This window comes from Corynebacterium sp. MSK158 (genome assembly GCF_030229085.1).
Lineage (GTDB): Bacteria > Actinomycetota > Actinomycetes > Mycobacteriales > Mycobacteriaceae > Corynebacterium.
Genome location: NZ_JASPHJ010000002.1, coordinates 140,123 through 156,914 on the forward strand (window position 1 = coordinate 140,123; position 16,792 = coordinate 156,914).

13 protein-coding genes and 1 pseudogene are annotated in these 16,792 nt (G+C 57.8%); 4 read left to right on the forward strand and 10 right to left on the reverse strand.

From position 1 onward, the window contains the following. Nucleotides 1–30: 30 nt before the first annotated feature. From QP915_RS02765 to QP915_RS02775, 3 genes are all read right to left on the reverse strand, one after another. Nucleotides 31–1,353: an ABC transporter substrate-binding protein gene (locus QP915_RS02765; protein ID WP_284767912.1), complete on the reverse strand. Its 1,323-nt coding sequence runs from the start codon at nt 1,351–1,353 to the stop codon at nt 31–33. Between the two features lie 81 nt (nt 1,354–1,434). Continuing rightward, nucleotides 1,435–2,280, reverse strand: a complete 846-nt coding sequence (locus tag QP915_RS02770) for a carbohydrate ABC transporter permease (RefSeq protein ID WP_284768005.1) — start codon at nt 2,278–2,280, stop codon at nt 1,435–1,437. Between the two features lie 27 nt (nt 2,281–2,307). Continuing rightward, on the reverse strand, nt 2,308–3,288 hold the full coding sequence (locus QP915_RS02775; RefSeq protein ID WP_284767913.1) for a carbohydrate ABC transporter permease: 981 nt from the start codon (nt 3,286–3,288) through the stop codon (nt 2,308–2,310). Between the two features lie 259 nt (nt 3,289–3,547). Here QP915_RS02775 and QP915_RS02780 point away from each other — a divergent pair, with 259 nt between their 5' ends. From QP915_RS02780 to QP915_RS02790, 3 genes are all read left to right on the forward strand, one after another. Further along, nucleotides 3,548–4,765, forward strand: coding sequence for an amidohydrolase (locus tag QP915_RS02780; RefSeq protein WP_284767914.1), 1,218 nt, complete (start codon nt 3,548–3,550; stop codon nt 4,763–4,765). A gap of 513 nt (nt 4,766–5,278) precedes the next feature. Continuing rightward, nucleotides 5,279–6,589, forward strand: a complete 1,311-nt coding sequence (locus QP915_RS02785; RefSeq protein WP_284767915.1) for a threonine/serine exporter family protein — start codon at nt 5,279–5,281, stop codon at nt 6,587–6,589. Nucleotides 6,590–6,987: 398 nt separating this feature from the next. Next, the gene (locus tag QP915_RS02790) at nt 6,988–8,307 is read left to right on the forward strand and encodes an MFS transporter (RefSeq protein WP_284767916.1); all 1,320 of its coding nucleotides are present in this window, start codon (nt 6,988–6,990) and stop codon (nt 8,305–8,307) included. A 265-nt stretch (nt 8,308–8,572) separates the two neighbouring features. Here the strand turns inward: QP915_RS02790 and QP915_RS02795 are convergent, their stop codons facing one another. The 7 genes and pseudogenes from QP915_RS02795 to QP915_RS02825 form a co-directional block, all read right to left on the reverse strand. After that, nucleotides 8,573–8,908, reverse strand: coding sequence for a YrhK family protein (locus tag QP915_RS02795; RefSeq protein WP_284767917.1), 336 nt, complete (start codon nt 8,906–8,908; stop codon nt 8,573–8,575). Nucleotides 8,909–8,920: 12 nt separating this feature from the next. Further along, nucleotides 8,921–10,240: an amino acid permease gene (locus QP915_RS02800; protein ID WP_284767919.1), complete on the reverse strand. Its 1,320-nt coding sequence runs from the start codon at nt 10,238–10,240 to the stop codon at nt 8,921–8,923. Nucleotides 10,241–10,401: 161 nt separating this feature from the next. Continuing rightward, nucleotides 10,402–10,572 (reverse strand): annotated as a pseudogene (locus QP915_RS02805) (glycine betaine ABC transporter substrate-binding protein); the annotation flags it as partial. Nucleotides 10,573–10,711: 139 nt separating this feature from the next. Next, nucleotides 10,712–12,103, reverse strand: coding sequence for a hypothetical protein (locus QP915_RS02810; protein WP_284766748.1), 1,392 nt, complete (start codon nt 12,101–12,103; stop codon nt 10,712–10,714). Nucleotides 12,104–12,605: 502 nt separating this feature from the next. Further along, the gene (locus tag QP915_RS02815) at nt 12,606–13,343 is read right to left on the reverse strand and encodes a sulfite exporter TauE/SafE family protein (protein WP_239278727.1); all 738 of its coding nucleotides are present in this window, start codon (nt 13,341–13,343) and stop codon (nt 12,606–12,608) included. A 45-nt stretch (nt 13,344–13,388) separates the two neighbouring features. Then, the gene (locus tag QP915_RS02820) at nt 13,389–14,051 is read right to left on the reverse strand and encodes a TIGR03089 family protein (RefSeq protein WP_239278728.1); all 663 of its coding nucleotides are present in this window, start codon (nt 14,049–14,051) and stop codon (nt 13,389–13,391) included. 25 nt (nt 14,052–14,076) lie between these two features. Then, nucleotides 14,077–15,708: an LCP family protein gene (locus QP915_RS02825; protein WP_239278730.1), complete on the reverse strand. Its 1,632-nt coding sequence runs from the start codon at nt 15,706–15,708 to the stop codon at nt 14,077–14,079. 124 nt (nt 15,709–15,832) lie between these two features. Here QP915_RS02825 and QP915_RS02830 point away from each other — a divergent pair, with 124 nt between their 5' ends. Further along, nucleotides 15,833–16,732 (forward strand): glycosyltransferase family 2 protein, encoded by a 900-nt coding sequence (locus tag QP915_RS02830; RefSeq protein ID WP_239278731.1) that lies wholly within the window; start codon nt 15,833–15,835, stop codon nt 16,730–16,732. The last annotated feature ends 60 nt before the right edge of the window (nt 16,733–16,792 follow it).

The following is a 16,792-nucleotide window of genomic DNA, read 5'->3' on the forward strand; positions in this document are numbered from 1 at the left end:
ATCTAGTGGGGAAGGGGAGGCTGCGAGAGCCTACTTATTGATGACGGTCTTGACCTGGTTGTCGTAGATGGACTGCAGGGTATTTTGCAGATCGGTAAGCACCTTGGTGACGTCATCGCGGTTGGTCACAATCTTTTCAAAAGCACCGCCGATTTCCTGGTCCGCGCCGGGGAGGAATACGCGGGCATTATCCTGCGGCCGGGTTTCTGGAAGCTGCTTGATAGCTGTTTCGAAGTTCGGGTTGTCCTTCATGAACTTCTTCTGGTCCTCGTTGTCCACCGCGGTGGAGCGCACCGGCATGTAGCCCACGTTCTGGGACCAGTAGCAGGTGTTTTCTTCATTGGTGATGAAGTCAATGAGCTTGATAGCAGCCAGCTGGCGGTTCTTGCTGATGCCAGCCGGGATGGCCAGGCCGGCACCACCGGTGGGGCAGGCGCCGTCGCCAGTCGGGTTAGGCAAGAAGGCGGTGCCGAGCTCGAACTTGGCGGTATCGGTCAGACCCGCCAGGTCGCCGGTGGACAGGACGGTGGCGGCGGCGCGGCCGGTGCCGAACTCCATGGCCATGTCATTGCCCACGTAGGAGTAACCGTTCTTCTCATCGGTGATGTCCTTGAGCCACTCGACGGCCTTGATGGTCTTGTCATCGGTGAACTTCAGATCCCAGTCATCAGAGTAAGCGCCGCCCTTGGACCACAGCGGACCCTGGAAGATCCATCCCAGGTAGTCTACGGCATCGCCCCAGCCAAAGGGCTTCATCTTGGAATCGGCCTCAGCCAGCTTCTTGGACCACTCATCCATCTCGTCCCAGGACTTCGGGCCGCGGTCCGGCAGGCCGGCCTTCTTCCACGCGTCCTTGTTGTAGTAGAACAGCGGCGTGGAGCGGGCGAAGGGGAGAGCAAAGTGGCCGCCATCGTAGTTGTAGTCCTCGTAGAGCGGCTGCACATAGGTAGACAGGTCGATGCCTGCTTCCTTGGCAAGGTCGTTTACATTGGCGATCTGGCCATTGATAGCAAAGTTGTACCACCAGACGTCAGAAAGCACCACGATGTCCGGCAGGTCCTGGCCGGTGAGAGCGGCGTTGAACTTCTGTGCCGCTTCTTCGTAGTTCTTGCCGGCGTCAACGAGGTTGACCTTGATGTCCGGGTTCTCCTTTTCAAAGCGGGAGATGATCTCTTTCTCAATGTCCTTGGAGGTGCCCGGGTGGTTGGACCACCAGGTCAGCTCGGTGACTTCCCCGTCGCCGCCGTTGTCGTTGCCACCCTGCGGGTTGGTGGAAGACGTGCCGGCACAAGCGGCGAGTGCGGTAGCAGAAGCGGCCGTGGAGGCCAGGGCGAGGAATTTGCGGCGTAGCATGTAGTTCTCCTTAAAAAGCGTGGTTAAGGGGTGGAAAATAAAGCAATTAGAAACGGCGAGCGTGGGTGGGGAAGAAGCCTTCTAACCCTTCACGGCGCCAGTGGTAAGGCCTTGAATCATGTACTTTTGCAAGGCCAGGAAGATGATGACCATTGGGATGATGGTGAGGATTGTGGCGGCCATAACCGGGCCCCAGTTGGTCACACCATCGTTGTTTTGCAGCATGGTCAGGCCCACCTGCAGCGGGGCGACGTCCTCCGTATCCGCCATGAGGAACGGCCACAGGTAGGTATTCCATTCATTGACCATGGTGATGACGGAAAATGCGGTCAGCGTGGGCCACGAAACCGGTAGCAGCACCTTGGTTAGCAGGCGGATGGGGTCGGCGCCGTCCATGCGGGCGGCTTCCACCAGCTCATAAGGCAGGGACAAAAAGTGATTGCGCATCAAGAAGGTACCGAAGGCCACGCCGGCTAGCGGCACGATGATGCCCACGAAGGTATTGCGCCAGCCCAAGGAATTGACCAGGGCGTAGTTGGAAATGACGGTGATTTCGCTCGGCACCATGAGCGAGGAAATGACCAGCAGGAATACCAAGTGGCGGCCCGGGAAGCGCAGGATGGCCAGCGCATAGGCGGAGATGACGCCCAGCACAATCTTGATGATGGACAGCACTGCAGTAATGAGCACCGAGTTGCGCAGGTAGGTCCAGAACGGCACGCGGGTGGTGGCATCGGAGTAGTTTTCGGTTTCCCACACCGGCGGAAGCCAATTGACCGGGTCGGTATAAATATCGCCCTTGGCCTTAAACGAGGTCATCAGGATCCAAAACAGCGGCAGGCCAATGAGCAGCAAGACCGCCAGGATGCCCAGGTAGCCGCCGATGAGCTTGGCTCGGCGGGTAGCGGGGGATTCATCCGTGACCATGTGAAGGGTAGAAGTAGCCATGTTGGGTTAACCTCGCTTATCCATGATGCGGACCTGGATCAGGGTGATGATGAGCAGGATGAGGAACAAGATGGTGGCGGCAGTCGCACCGTAGCCGGCGCGGAAGTTGACGAAGGTCTCGTTGTAGATCTGGAAGACCAGCGTTTGCGTGCCATTGCCCTGCGGGCCGCCACGGGTCATGACGTTGATGATGTCGAAGACCTGCACGGAGTTAAGCAACACCGTAATGGACAGGAAGAACGTGGTATTGCGCAGCTGCGGCATGGTCACGCGCCAGAATTTGCGCCAGCGGCCGGTGCCGTCGATAGCGGCAGCTTCATCCAATTCCTTGTCCAAGCCCTGCAGCGCCGCCAAGTAGATGACGAAGGTATAACCTAAGTTTTTCCACACAAAGGTGAAGGTCACCATGAACATGGCCCAGCCGGGTACAGCGTAGAAGTTGGGGGAGTCCACGCCGAACCAGCCCAAGAGTTCCTGGATGAGGCCAAAATTGGGGTCGAAGACGAATTGGAAGGCGATGCCAATGGCTGCGCCGGAAATAGCATAGGGAGCAAAGACCACCGAGCGCGCAAAGTTGCGGCCCTTAATGTTTTGGTTCAGCAGCAAGGCTAGCGCTAGGCCGATGACCATGGAGCCAATCACTGCGAAGAAGGTAAAGACCAGGGTGTTGAGCACGATGGTCTTCGTGTCATCGCGGCTAAACCACTCCACATAGTTATCCAAGCCCACGAAGGTGGAGGTGGGGCTGGAGATATTCCAATTGAAAAAGGAGAGGCGGATATTGTCCAGCAACGGCCGGTAGGTAAAAACGGCCAGCAGGATCAGGTTGGGAGCAAGCAGTGTTGCAGCCAGCAGCCATTCTTTATGTCGGTTGCGAGCGGCCTTGCGAACGAGCGCCGCTGAATCACCGGGGCTTTCCGCGCGTGCGGGAGATGCGGTTGTAGTGCCGGCGCCACCGGCTCCGAGAGAGTCTTCCTGAAAAGTCACTCGGTCAATCTAGGGCGGGCAGGTGACGCCCAGCTACACAGAAAACAAACTTCTGATGAATAATAAGAAGCCGATGAGTTAAAGATGGACGCGTCATCAATGATTCTATAAAGCCGCAGCGTAACCGCCTATGCTGCCAGTCGCAGCGCCGACCAACTATGTCTGGCATTACAAAGATGCCCCGCTTGCCGACGCCCACCTTCCTCCCACCCCACTACACTGGCCCCTACAATCCACCGCGACCCCACTAGGAGGAAGCATGTCTGTCCGTACCGTTTGCAGTAACTATGACTCCGTCAAAGCGTGGCAAGAGCCGCTGTATAAGGATCTGCACCAGCACCCGGAGCTATCCATGCAGGAGGAGCGCACGCTGGGCATTATCAAGGACAAACTTGCCGATCTCGGCTTCCACCACATTGAAGTAGGCGGCGGCGTGGTCGGTGTCTTGGAAAATGGTGCCGGACCTACCGTCATGCTGCGCGCGGACTTCGATGGCCTACCGGTTGAGGAAGACACCGGCCTAGATTACGCCTCCACCGATACCGCCGTTGACCAGGAAGGAAACACGGTCCCCGTCATGCACGCCTGCGGCCATGACTCCCACGTGGCCAGCCTGTTGGGCATGGGCGCGCTCATGGCGGAGGCAACCAACCAGTGGTCCGGCACCCTACAGCTCATTTTCCAGCCGGGCGAGGAGATCGCCGCCGGTGCTCAGTCCATGGTGGATGACGGGCTTGTGGATAAGGTCGCCACGCCGGACGTAGTACTTGGGCAACACGTCTTTGCCAGCAACTTTCCCGCCGGCACCGTGGCGCTGGCCTCCGGCCCATTCATGTCCACCGCGGTAAGTATGGACGTCAAGGTTTATGGCCAAGGCTCGCATGGCTCCATGCCGCACCTCAGCGTTGACCCCGTGGTACTGGCCAGCTCCATTGTCATGCGCTTGCAGACGGTCATCTCCCGCGAACTCAACCCCTCCGAATTCGGCGTGCTGACCGTGGGCGCCATCAACGCCGGCTCGAAGGCCAATATCATCCCCTTCGAGGCCAACCTGAAGATCAATGTGCGCGCCTATAGCGAGCAGGTACGCGATAAAATCACCGGTGCGATCGAGCGCATCGTCAATGCCGAGTGTCAAGCTGCCGGCAGTCCGCAGCCCGCCGAGTTCACCTACCACGATTCCTACCCGCTTACCAGCAATGATGAGGGCACCACGGAGCGCCTTAAGGAAGCCTTTGTGTCCTACTTCGGCCTCGACCGCGTCCTCGACGCTGAGCCCCTCACCGCCTCGGAAGATTTTTCCACCATTGCCCGCGCTTTCGGCGTTCCCTACTGCTTCTGGGTATTTTCCGGCCGCGAAGAAGAGAAGGATGTCCCCAACCACAGTCCGCACTTCGCCCCGCTGCTCCAGCCCACTCTGCGCACCGGCACCGAAGCCCTTATCGCCGCTGCGCTGAGTTACCTAGGAAACAGCTAACCGAAGCGCAGCATTCGGCCGCACGGCTCCAATAGGGTGTGCGGCCATTCCTTTTGGCATGCACGCTGTATGAGGTGGCGGGGGAGTAGCCCGTAGGATCTATAACCGCGAATCTGGTCCATGCATCGCTTTCCGACGCCCACTTCTTCCTCCACGCCCCAACCTGCAGACCCCTAAAACAGCTCCAACGCCCGGGCCTCGCTTGGGGCCACAGGGCGCTGGAACTGGTTCTCTCTATCTCTCTTGCGTTCTCTCGAACACACAAATTCAAGATAATGCGCTAGGCTGCCATGGGTCTGTCATTTGCCTGTGAATATAGTGGCAGTCATTTGGTGGAGGATAAAAAATAGCTCAATCAGGTTACGGGTATCAAGGTGGAGGCTCTTGGATCGATGAGCCTGATTCACAAGAGGCTTCTTTTGCGTAAGATTCTAGGGAAACTACAAGCGCGCTATCGGGTTGGGGTCGACAGGTCTTTAATTGTGCGCCAAGAGCGGTGTCAGAGGAGGAGAGATGGCACAACAATTTGATCCGGAGATGCATCGGCAAATGGGTGTCGAGGCGGACGTTGTATTGCGGGTGGGAATGCTCCTAATGGGTGCCGGCACCTCTGGTTATCGCGTACTTAGGGGGATGAAACGGAGTGCACGAGCTCTGGGGTTTGACCATCTAGATGCCACAGTGGGTCTGACGCAGATTACCTGTACGTTTCACCGCGGCGAATACTTCCGGACGGTCATTGCTCGGCAGCATTCGCCTGCAGTTGATGCCTCTCGGATTGAAGCCTTGGAAGATTTGACCCACAATCGCCTCTACGCAGGGATCACCGCTCAGGAATTAGCGGCGATGCTGGATGCTATTGAGCATAATGTCAAAAAGCGCTGGGGCGGTCTAACTCTTTCTTTCGCTGCCGCGATCGCATGTGCGGCGTTTGCGTATCTTAATTTTTTCCCGCTGGAAGCAGTAGGGTTGGTTGCTTTGGCGGCGTTTGCAGGCCAGTTTGTTCGTTATACAGTTCTCCACCGTCACGTTCATCAAATTGGAGGAGTGATTGCTGGTGGTGCGACGGCAAGCATAGTTTTCTTCTTGTTGACGGAGATCTTCGGAGCTTTAGGTTCGGTGGAGCCCAGTGAACTGTCCTCGGGTTTTGTGGCGGCCGTTTTATTCCTGATTCCCGGGTTTCCACTTTTCTCTGCTTTGATCGACATAGCGCGATTTGATCTTGATGCGGGGATTGTCAGATTGGGGTACGCCTTTACCGTCATATTCACGGCGGCTTTCACGGTCTCTATGGTTAGCTGGCTGACAAAACTTAGTCCTGACCCACCTGCACCTGCGCAGGATATGCAATGGTTTCTGTTGGCGCCGCTAGCAAGTTTTCTGGGCATTGCTGGGTTTGCTTTTCTTTTTAACTCTTCTCGCCGCATGGTCTTAGTAGCGGCGTGCGTTGGAACCGTGGCAAATGAGCTTCGTTTGATTCTAATTCACGCGGGAACAACCATTTTCTTTGCAGCCTTTGTGGGTGGATTAATCATCGGGTTGCTGGGGGCAGTAGCTTCTAAAAGGGCGCGTCTTCCTCGTATTACAACTACCGTTCCGGCCGCGGTGATTATGATCCCAGGCGTGACAATGTTCCGGGCGGTGTTTTATTTGAACGATGGTCAGATGGATCAAGCATTGGCCAATGTCGCGACCGGAATGATGGTAGTTGGATCTATTGGTGCCGGTTTGGTGTTTTCTCGCCTGCTCACTGATAAGGATTGGGCCTTGGGTCGCCTCATTGATTTTGATAAAAAGCTTCCGCAGAGGCCTTCTTCCGCATGATGCCTAGACTTTAGCTAGGGAAACGCCTGTGGCCCCCAGTTCCTTTCGGAGCTGGAGGCCACAGGCGTCTCTCATGTCGTTTCCATATATCGGCATCTGCCGCCCTGTGGAAACTGCAGGGGTTCTCTCTATCTCTCTCATATGCGCTCTCTCAAACGCACGATTTCAGTATGGGGCACTGGGCTGTAGTGCCCATGGGGTCTGGCTGTTGGGTTGCTGTTAGTGGCTGGGAATGGGGTGGGGAGGGCGTCGGAAAGCGGGGCAGAGATGGACGTGTGCAACATTGGCGCGTGAAAGTGACGTAGAACATAGTTTGTTTCTGTAGGGTGGAAGATATGCGCGCAGTCAGGCTGCGCCGTTTCACATGCTTGTAGAGCTACAGAATCGAGGTGAGGAGCATGTCTCCTCTCACAGTCCAACCCCCAGCCAAGGACGCCCTGCCGGCGCAGGTAGAGGATACGGAAGAAACCAAGCGCCAGCATCGCTCGGCCATTAAGGCGGCGTTTATTGGCACCTTCATCGAGTGGTTCGACTATGCGGCCTATATCTATATGTCCGCGATTATCTCCCGGGTGTTCTTTCCGGAGATGGAAGGCCGCCGCGCGCTGATCATGACGTTTGCGCTCTTCGCGCTGTCGTTCCTAGTGCGGCCGTTGGGCGGCATCGTGTGGGGTCACTTTGGTGATAAATACGGGCGCATCCACACGCTGACGGTGTCTATTGTGATGATGTCGGTGGCAACCGCGTGCATCGGATTCCTGCCGGGCTATGCCACCATTGGCTTTGCCGCCTCCATCTTGCTATTGCTGTGCCGCATGGTGCAGGGCTTTTCCGCAGCCGGCGAGTATGCGGGCGCGGCCACGCACCTGGCTGAGATTGCCCCGGCCGGCAAGCGTGGCATCTATTCGGCGGTGGTGCCGTCCGCGACGGCCTCGGGCTTGCTCTTGGGCTCGCTCATTGCGGCGCTGCTGACTGGAGTCCTTGATGATGCCGCCCTGGATTCCTGGGGTTGGCGTGTGCCATTCCTGATTGCGCTGCCTTTGGGTCTGTACGGCCTGTGGATTCGCCGCAACACGGAAGAGTCCTCCCACTTTGAGGGCCAGGATGGGCCAGAGGAGTCCCCGCTGCGCGAGGTTCTCAAGTACCCCAAGGCCCTGGCCATTGCCTTTGCGGGAGCGGTGCTCAACGCCATTGGCTTCTACGTCATTTTGACCTACCTGCCCACTTACCTGTCGGAGGAGTTGGGCATGGCCGCGACGCCGGCGTTTATCGCATCCTCGGTGGCGTCCGCATTTTATGTGGGCTTTGCCTTGCTCACCGGCATGCTTTCGGATCGTCTTGGTCGCCGCACGACGATGCTGTGCGCGGCCGCGTTCATGGGCGCGACCATCATTCCGGCCTTCATGCTTCTTGACGGCGCCGGGCTCCTCCTTGTCATTATCATCCAGGTGTGCTTGGGTGGCGTGCTGGCGCTTAACGACGGCGTCCTGCCCTCCTTCCTTTCCGAGCAATTCCCCACCCACGTGCGCCTGTCCGGCTTCGCGTTGACGTTTAATACCGCCAACGCTGTATTTGGCGGTACCGCACCGATGATTGCCACTTGGCTTATTGACGTCACTGGTCTGCAGCTTGCCCCCGCCTTCTACTTGGTGGCCGCGGCGCTGGTGACCGGCATCGCGGTTCTCTTCGCGTCGAAGAAGAATAAATTGCACGAGTAGTACCTTGGAGCCGTGTAAAACGCCTGCGGCCCTCGGAACCTAAAAGGAACCGAGGGCCGCAGGCGTCTCTCTCTACAAGGTGTTTCCATGTATCGGCTTTAGCCGCCCTCTGGAAACTGAGGGGTTCTCTCTATCTCTCTCGTATGCGCTCTCTCAAACGCATGATTTAAGTATGGGGTACGGGGCTGCTACTGCAATGGATTGCGCCTGATAGGTCGCTGCCAGTTGCTGAAAGTTTACTGTTAGCCCCGTCTGCCCATTGCGCCTAGTAGTCGTAACTTTCGGCGGTATTGGCATCTGCCCCAATGCGCTGCAGGTGCGTGCGGCGCTTCAGGCGGATGGCCGGGCGGGCTGCCATGCCTAGGCTGCCGAGAAGATAGAAGACGGTGGCGACCATTGACATGCCGGCCAGCGTCAGCACCGAGCCAAGGATGAAGACCACGGAGATGGCGATGTCATTGGCAATGGAAAACGTCTCGTACTTGTTTTTAATTTTGATTTCGTTGTTCTGCCCGAGCTTGATTTCTAGGTCGGGATCTTTTTCCTGTTCTGACATGATGTCTCCCACCTTGCCAGACAGGAAAAGTCCTTGTCGAGCCACGTTTTTGTGCGATTATTGGAACATTCCCCAGATGGTGGCAAAGAGCACGATTAAGCCCATGACTGCCACAAAGTAGTTGGTCTTTTTACCGCGGAAGCGGGCTAGTGCCTCCACGCGGTAGATGACCCAAATAGGCAGCAGGTAGGTCATGAAGGCGAAGAAGACGCCGCCTACGACAGAAATCATATCCAGGATGGAGGGGTTGAAAATTCCTACTAGAGACGTGGTGATGAAGATGAAGAGGTAGGTCCACAGGTCAAGCGTGCGCGTAGACATCTTCTTTGTGGCCTTCGGTGCAGCCAGGTTGAAGAGGTACTGGGTCCCCTCGATGGTGCCAAGGGCGTGGCCAAAGTAAGAGGAGGCCACCGCGAAGATTACAACAATGGGCGCCATGTAGGCCATAAACGGGGTGCCGGTTTCATTGGCGAAGTAGGAGAGTACCGGAAGGTTCTTGTCATTAGCCTCCTGCATGCCGTCCGCGCCCATGGCCAGGGCGCAGGACCAGACGAAGAACATGGTGAAAAGGGTCAGCAGGATGGCGGAGTTGCGGATGACCTTATCGGACTGCGCGTGGTGGTCCGCGCCGTATTCCTTTTCCATGCCCAGGGAGAATTGGGAGATGGCGGCAACAAAGGAAAAGGAGAAGACCAAGACGGGAAAGATAAGGATGATGGCCTTGAGCACACCGCCGGCGCTGTGATCGCCGGCTTCCATGAAGGAACCCAAGTCCCATTGCGGGATGAGGTAGAGCGATACTGCTGCGAGCGCCACGATGAGCGGGTAAACCACGAACTGGGCAATCTTCAGCATGATGGCATTGCCAAAGGCAAGTGCCAGCGTCATAAGTCCCACGCATAGCGGTGCCAAGATGTAGCGGGAAATTTCCGGTCCGCCTAGTTGGTTGACGATGAAACTATCGACTGTATTAGTAATCGATACGCCGTAAATGAGCACCACCGGGAAGATAGTGAACCAGTAGATGATGGCGAGGATGATGCCGTTGCCGCGGCCGAAGAAGTGGGTGAGTACCGCGAGGACGTCCTCGCCATGCAGCGGCGAGTAGCTAATGATCCAGGAGAAGGCACGGTGGGCTAAGTAGGTCATCGGGAAGATGAGCAGAGTGGCTACCAGTAGCGGGATGAAGCCGAAGCTGCCGGCAGAAATCGGCAAGAAGAGGATACCTGCGCCCACGGCAGTGCCGAAGAGCGTGATTGTCCATTGGCTATTGACGGCCTTATTGGCGGTCACCTGGCTGTTGTTGGGGGTGTCTGCGCCGCCGGTAGTGGGTGAACTGGCCGGTGAAGCGGGCGCATTCGCAGTAGTGTGAGACATAGAATTCATCCTTCAGTACTTGTGAATGAGCTAACATAAACAATCTATCTGAAGGTGTTAGCGAACGAAAGCAAATTTGTGATCTACGTTAAATAAATGTTAAAGACCGCCGCACCGAGGGTGGTGCAGCGGTCTTTGAGAATCTTGTTAAGGTGCCGCAGCTAGTCCGCGATCAGGTCTTCTTCCTTCAAGAAATCCAGCGCTATGGTGGTGCAGTCCTCGCCATCGACGTCGACGCGGACGTTGAGTTCCTGCATCTTTTCGTCGGTAAGCAGCTGCGAAAGAGGAGCGAAGAGCTCTGCAATTTCTGGGTGCTCGTCCAGGGCCTCGGTGGGGGGCATCTGGAGCGGAGTGATGACATGTATGGGGAGGGGGACATGAAGGAAGGCCGCCGCACCATTTGATGGTGCAGCGGCCTTCTGGAAGTGACTGGCTAGGAAACTGTGTCCCTAGGGCAGAAGTAGGGTGTTCTTAGAACAGGCCCTCAGCCTTCTTGCCGGTGTCCTTCATGGTGTGCTCGCGGGAGTCAACGTTCTGGTCGTTGTGCTTGGAGTCATCACCCTTGATGCGGGAGGTCTGGGTTACCTCGATGTTGTTGATGAGGCGGCCTTCCTTGGTCTTGCCGTCGCCGAAGTCCAGGTTAGCGATGCGAGCTTCTTCGCCAGCGTTAATCGGGTTAGCCAGGGTTACCTCGAAGGAGCGGGTGGAGGTCTTCTCATTGAAGCCCAAGTCACGGATGTGAGCGCCGTTGGAGGAACGCGGGGTGATGAGGCGGTCAACGCCCTTCGGGCCCTTAACGGTCTTCACGTCAACGCGGAACTGGGTAGCTGGGAACTCGCCGTAGTAACGCTCGGAGCCAACGTTCTTAGCGCGCAGAGCAACGGTGCCTGCGAAGCCAGCGTGCTTAGCGCCGGACACGGTCAGGTAAGGCTCGAGGTCGAGCTTGTGCTTGGAGTCCTTCTTGTCCTCCTTGGCATCGACCTCTTCCTGCTTCTTCTTGTCGGCAGCCTCTTCGTTCTTGCCCTCTGCCTCAGAGACCTTCTCGGTTGCTTCCTTGGCGTTGCCCTCGGAGTCCTTGATTACCTCTGCGTCAGCCTCGAGGTTCTTGTCCTCTTCAACAACCTTCGGGTCATTGACGTCGGTGGTGTTCTGAGCGTCCTTGTTAGGAGCGTAGGAGTCGGACAGCTTGTCGTACAGCTTGACGCGAACCTCGTTCTTTACCGGCTGCATTGCATTCCATGCGGTCGGGGTGGACCAGGTGCCGTTAGGCTTGCAGTACTGCTGGGTGCCGGTCATGTTCAGCACGCGGAAGCCGTAGGTAGCTTCACCGGTGTGGTTTGGCGGAACGTCGTATGGTCCGATGGACTGGCCAGCTTCCCAGGACAGGGAGTAGGAAGCGCTAGCGCCGATCTTGGTGGCGATCTCGTGGGAGATGCCGAAGGAGCCCTCACCCTTCTTGCCGGAGCCCTTGCCGCCCAGGTTCATGGACGTGGTCTCGGTGCGGTCACCGTTGACGGAAAGGGAGATGGACTGAGACTTGGACAGATCCTGCTGCAGCGGGATGTCCTTCTTGGTCTGGTTGGTGGTGGAGATGGTTCCGGCCGGCAGGAAGCGATCGGAGACCTTGTAGACCACGGTGCGGTGGTCCTCCCACGGGTTGCATACCGGGCGAGGGTTCAGGACGTTCGCCTTCTTGTGGTCGGAACCGTGGGTGGTGTGGATGATTGGCAGATCCGGGTTCAGAGCCGGGGTCTCCGGGTAGGACTCGGTCTGGGTAGCTGCGCCAGCCAGCGGTGCCGCGAAAGCGGTGCCGGCGACGATGAGGCCGGCGGTCAGGCCGGTCATGCGACGACGAATCGACATATAGAACTTCTCCTGGGCAGGTAGAAAATGAATGAACTTATGAATGAAATCCAGCAACTCACAGTGTTGCGCTAAGAAAACGCTAAAACAGGCTCATAATTAAGTCATCTCTTAGATGTCTATATATTTACTGGAGCGGAGGGTGGGTATTTTTTATATAGACCAACCTGTTTATTGGGATTTATTCCCGCTAGATGGCTGGCAGTGTGTGAAAAATTATTGATGGATAGATGTATATACAATGGCCGATCGACTTAAATTTGTAACACCCCTAGGTGGGGGTGTTCCTGTGGCTGCGAGAAAGGTATTGGCACCCTGTTGAAAAGTTGTGGACATGTCACAATATGCGCCGTACGCTGCATTTAGGCGGGTGGAAAGAGGTTATAAAATGCCTAAGCGTGAATGTTACGTGACATAAGTTAAAGGCGTTTACATTGCAGAGGTTGACGTGTTCCGCAACTGGAACCTGCCGGGGCCTTCCGCTGAGGGGTAGCGGGTAGGGCTAGAAAAGGGCGGCTTCGGCAATAAGCATGAGCGCCGCGCAGATGGCCACGATGATGACGATGCGGTTGAGGAGGCGCCTATCTATAAAACGGTTGAGGTAGTTGGCGGCAACGAGACCCACGACAACGAGGGGGAAGTAGGCCGCCGCTGCGGTCACCTGAGTGCTGGTGATCTGCCCATTAAACGCCAGAATTATAAGAGAAATTAAGGTTCCGAGGACAAAGGTGCCCGCCAAGGTGCCGCGGGTGCGGTTTGGGTCGAAGCGCTTCATAATCAGCGCCATGGGCGGGCCGCCGATGGAGGTCGAGGTGCCCAGGATGCCGGAGGCTACGCCGGCGATGAGCGTATTGGCGGTGGTGGGGCGAGGGCTCCAGCCCAAGCTGGATAGCGTCATAGCAAGGAGTACGGCGCAACCGATGAAGATGGACAGCCCATCGGGAGAGAGGCTGGCGATTGCCCACGCGCCCACCAGGGAACCGGGAATGCGGGCGAGGGAGGAAATGCCCACCACGCGCCAGGATGTCTCGCGGAAGGTGCGCGCGAGCGTATAGCTGGAAATGCACAGTGCCAGCAGCAGAATGAGCGTGGGCACGAGCTCAGGTCGAATGAGCGCGATAATGGGCGTGGCAATGGTGCCTAAACCAAAGCCGATGGTGCCCTGAGTAATGGTGCCAGCGAGGATGAGGACGCCGATGAAGATAGAGGACCATGCGTCCACAGAGATTCCCAGAAACATAACGAGGGCTAAGTATATCTGGGTCTAGCCTGCATACAGAAACAATTAGAGGCGTGCGGTGGCCTTCTCATTGGCGGCGATTTCCTCTAAGCGCTCGGCCGGGCACATGCCGGCAACGATGACCGCGGAACCGCCAGCGGCTAGGGGCTCGAGCACGGCGCGGGAGAAAGACTCATTATCGGACCAGCCGGTAGAAAGTAGGCGCTCGGCGGTAGCGGGGGCATCGACAAGCTGGGGCAGTGGTTGGGTTTCTCCGAAGTACTGATCGCCGTAGAAGCGCACGGTGGGGCCAAAATCGATGGCGCCGGTGGGAAGCTCCCCGCCGGACTCGACCACGCCGCGGCCAAAGGGGTTCTCGCTAATGAGCACGATGTCGGCCTGGGGCTGGCGCTCGTGGGCGGCCGCGTAGCGGGAAGGGGAGGTAAAGACGACGTCGGCAAGCGCGGCAGACTCGCCAAAGCTATAGGAAGGGCCAGAAGCAAGGGCGCCCAAGGCCACAACGGCCGCCTGCCACGAGGAAGGAAGATCGATAGCGATGGTGGAATCCGCCTCTAGGTCGAGCTCTTCTTCCAGCATATTGGCGATCTTGGCCACCCAATTGTCGAGCGTTTGTGCGGAAAAATCCATGCGCGCGCCGGTGGACTCGTTGTATACGGTAAGCCGCGGGGAGGCGGCATCGGCACGCAAAAGATGGGCGAGTAGTTCCATACCCGCCCATCGTAGGGGAGAAGTGCTAGTTCACGCAGCGCGGGCCGTCGCCACCAGCATCGATCTCTGGGGAAACCTTGGCGGTACCGAAGTCGTTGCCTGGGGTGCCAACCGGCTGGCTGGACTTATCTTCCTCCGGCTGCTGGTCGCTGGCTTCCTTATCGGAAGGTCCCTGGTAATCATCGGTAGCAACCACGATGAGGGTGTCGTCATCGAGCTGCGTATTCTCTGCCACCGGCACCCCGCCCAGCTTCTTGGCCAGGGCCTTAGCTTCCTTGCTCGTCGGATCGGCGGCGACCACCTGCGACTCGCTGTAGATGCCCGGCTGCGCATTGGCGGAACGCTCCACCGTGTAGCCCTTGCCTTCCAGCCAAGAGCCGATGCCGGAGGCCAAGCCATCAATATTGCCGGCGTTGAGGACGTGAATATTGATATTCGGATCGACGTCCTTGTCCTTGTCCGCCTTTTCTTGCTTGTCCTTATCTTCGGCCTTGGACTCATCGGTGGCTTCATCGTGGGTCTTGGCCAGGTCATCCATGAAGCGGTGGACCTCGGCGGAATCGATGGTGACGATGGATTCGCCATAATCGCCCTGGCCGTCGATGGAGGTCACCGGGATAGTGGTGAAGGTGACATTGCCGCCGGCCAGACCGGCCAGCTGGGTAACAAAGCCCATGATGTCCCAGCCCTCATCGATGACTACGGAGCGCTCTACCGCCTTGGCAATCTTAGACAGCTTGGAAGGATTAGCCAGGGTGTCGTTGTCCAGGATCTTATTGACCAGGGACGCCATGAAGGCCTGCTGGCGCACGATGCGGTCGAGGTCGCCGCGCGGGAGGTTATAGCGCTGGCGCACGAAGGCTAGGGCCTTGGCGCCGTCGAGGGTCTGCTTGCCCTTGCTGAACTTAGCGCCAGACATGTCATCATCAACATCATCGTTGAGGCAGACATCTACGCCATCGACGGCGTCAGTGAGCAAAGTAAAGCCCAACAGGCCCACCTCGGCGTAGTGATCAATAGACACGCCGGTCAGGGTGCGCACCATGGCCAGCAATCCTTCGCGGCCGGCTTCGACGCCCTGCTTTTCGATGTCCTTATCCGAATGCGGCTTCTTTTTGCCCTTGGCCTCCGCCTCGGCATTTTCCTGCTCGAGCTCTTCCACCTTGGCGTTCTTGTGGGAGGCGAAGACGGCATTCATCTTCATATTGCCGTAGTCCGGATCCTTGACATAGGTATCGCGCGGAATGGATACGGCGGTGGCGCGGGAACCGTCCTCCGGAACGCGGATGAGCATCATGGTGTCGGTATTTTCCTCACCATCGGCCACGCCGGCGTGCAGGTCCGCCAGTTCCTTCTCGGAGAGGGGATTGCCCTTGGCATCGGTGCGCGAATCCTTGCCCACCAGCAAGATATCTACTGCGCCATCGAGCGAGTTACCGGACAAGCCCTGGCCGTCTAGGGACAAGTCAGTGGCCGAAGACATGCCACTATCCAGCCGGCCTACGGTGGCATAACCCACGCCAGATACCACCAGGATCAAGGCAGACAGGAGTGCCACGATCGCCTTGATGGCCGTGGAACCTTTTTGCTTTACCGCACTAGCGGCAGAGGGCGCCGGCTGGATGGTGCGCGCCCGGCGAGTGTTCTCAGAAGTCACAAGTGGAGGCTTTCTAGATTGGTGGGGATCTGGAGACAGTTTAGGGCAGAAAAGCCAAAAATTAGTGATCCGTGTCCGATTTCGCGTGTTCGGGCAGTGTCCCTGCCCAGTGCGAGGAGCGTCTGTGACTAAGCTCGGGGCCATTGTGACTACACCAAATCAATCCCCGCTGGCCGTGATTACCGTGACCTATAGTCCCGGTGAATACCTCGGTAGTTTTTTGGACTCCCTGCCGAGCGCCTGCGCTCGCGGCACCAATGTTGTGCTTGCGGATAATGGCTCCACCGACGGCGTGCCCGAGGCCGCCGCCCGCGAACGTGCCGGGGTGGACTTTCTCGATACTGGCGGAAATATCGGCTACGGCGCTGGCATGAATGCGGGTGCCCGCTTCGCCCGCGAGCACGGTGGCGTGGACGAGGAATTTTTCCTTATCTCTAATCCCGATGTTGCCTTTACCCCGGGATCTATTGATCAACTCATTGAGTGCGCCCGCCAGTGGCCGGATGCTGCGGCCGTGGGCCCGCGCATCGTGGAGCCGGATGGCAGCAACTATCCCTCGGCCCGCGCCGTGCCCACCGTGGCTACCGGCATTGGGCACGCACTCTTTTCTTCGATCTGGCCGTCCAATCCATGGTCGCGCGCCTACCGCGATGAAGCCGATATGACCTCCCAGCGCCCAGCCGGATGGTTATCCGGTTCCTGCCTTCTTGTGCGCTGGGATGCCTTCGACGCCATTGGCGGATTTGATGAGCGCTACTTCATGTATCTCGAAGACGTAGATCTAGGAGATCGCTTCACGCGCGCCGGCTACCAAAACATCTTTTGCCCAGAGGCCGTCATCAGCCACGCTAAGGGGCATTCCACCCAAGCGCACGCCGGAGCGATGCTGCGCGCCCACCACAACTCCGCCTATCGCTTTCAGGCAGACCGCCACCCCGCATGGTGGCAGGCCCCACTGCGCGGCGCGTTGTGGTTGGGCCTGCGAGTCCGCGGGCTTATTGCCTCAGCCTCGGCACGTTCTTAAGGCTCGGTGCGCGTGCCGTTGAACTGGATTGCGCGCCATACGCTCTACACTGTCCCTCAG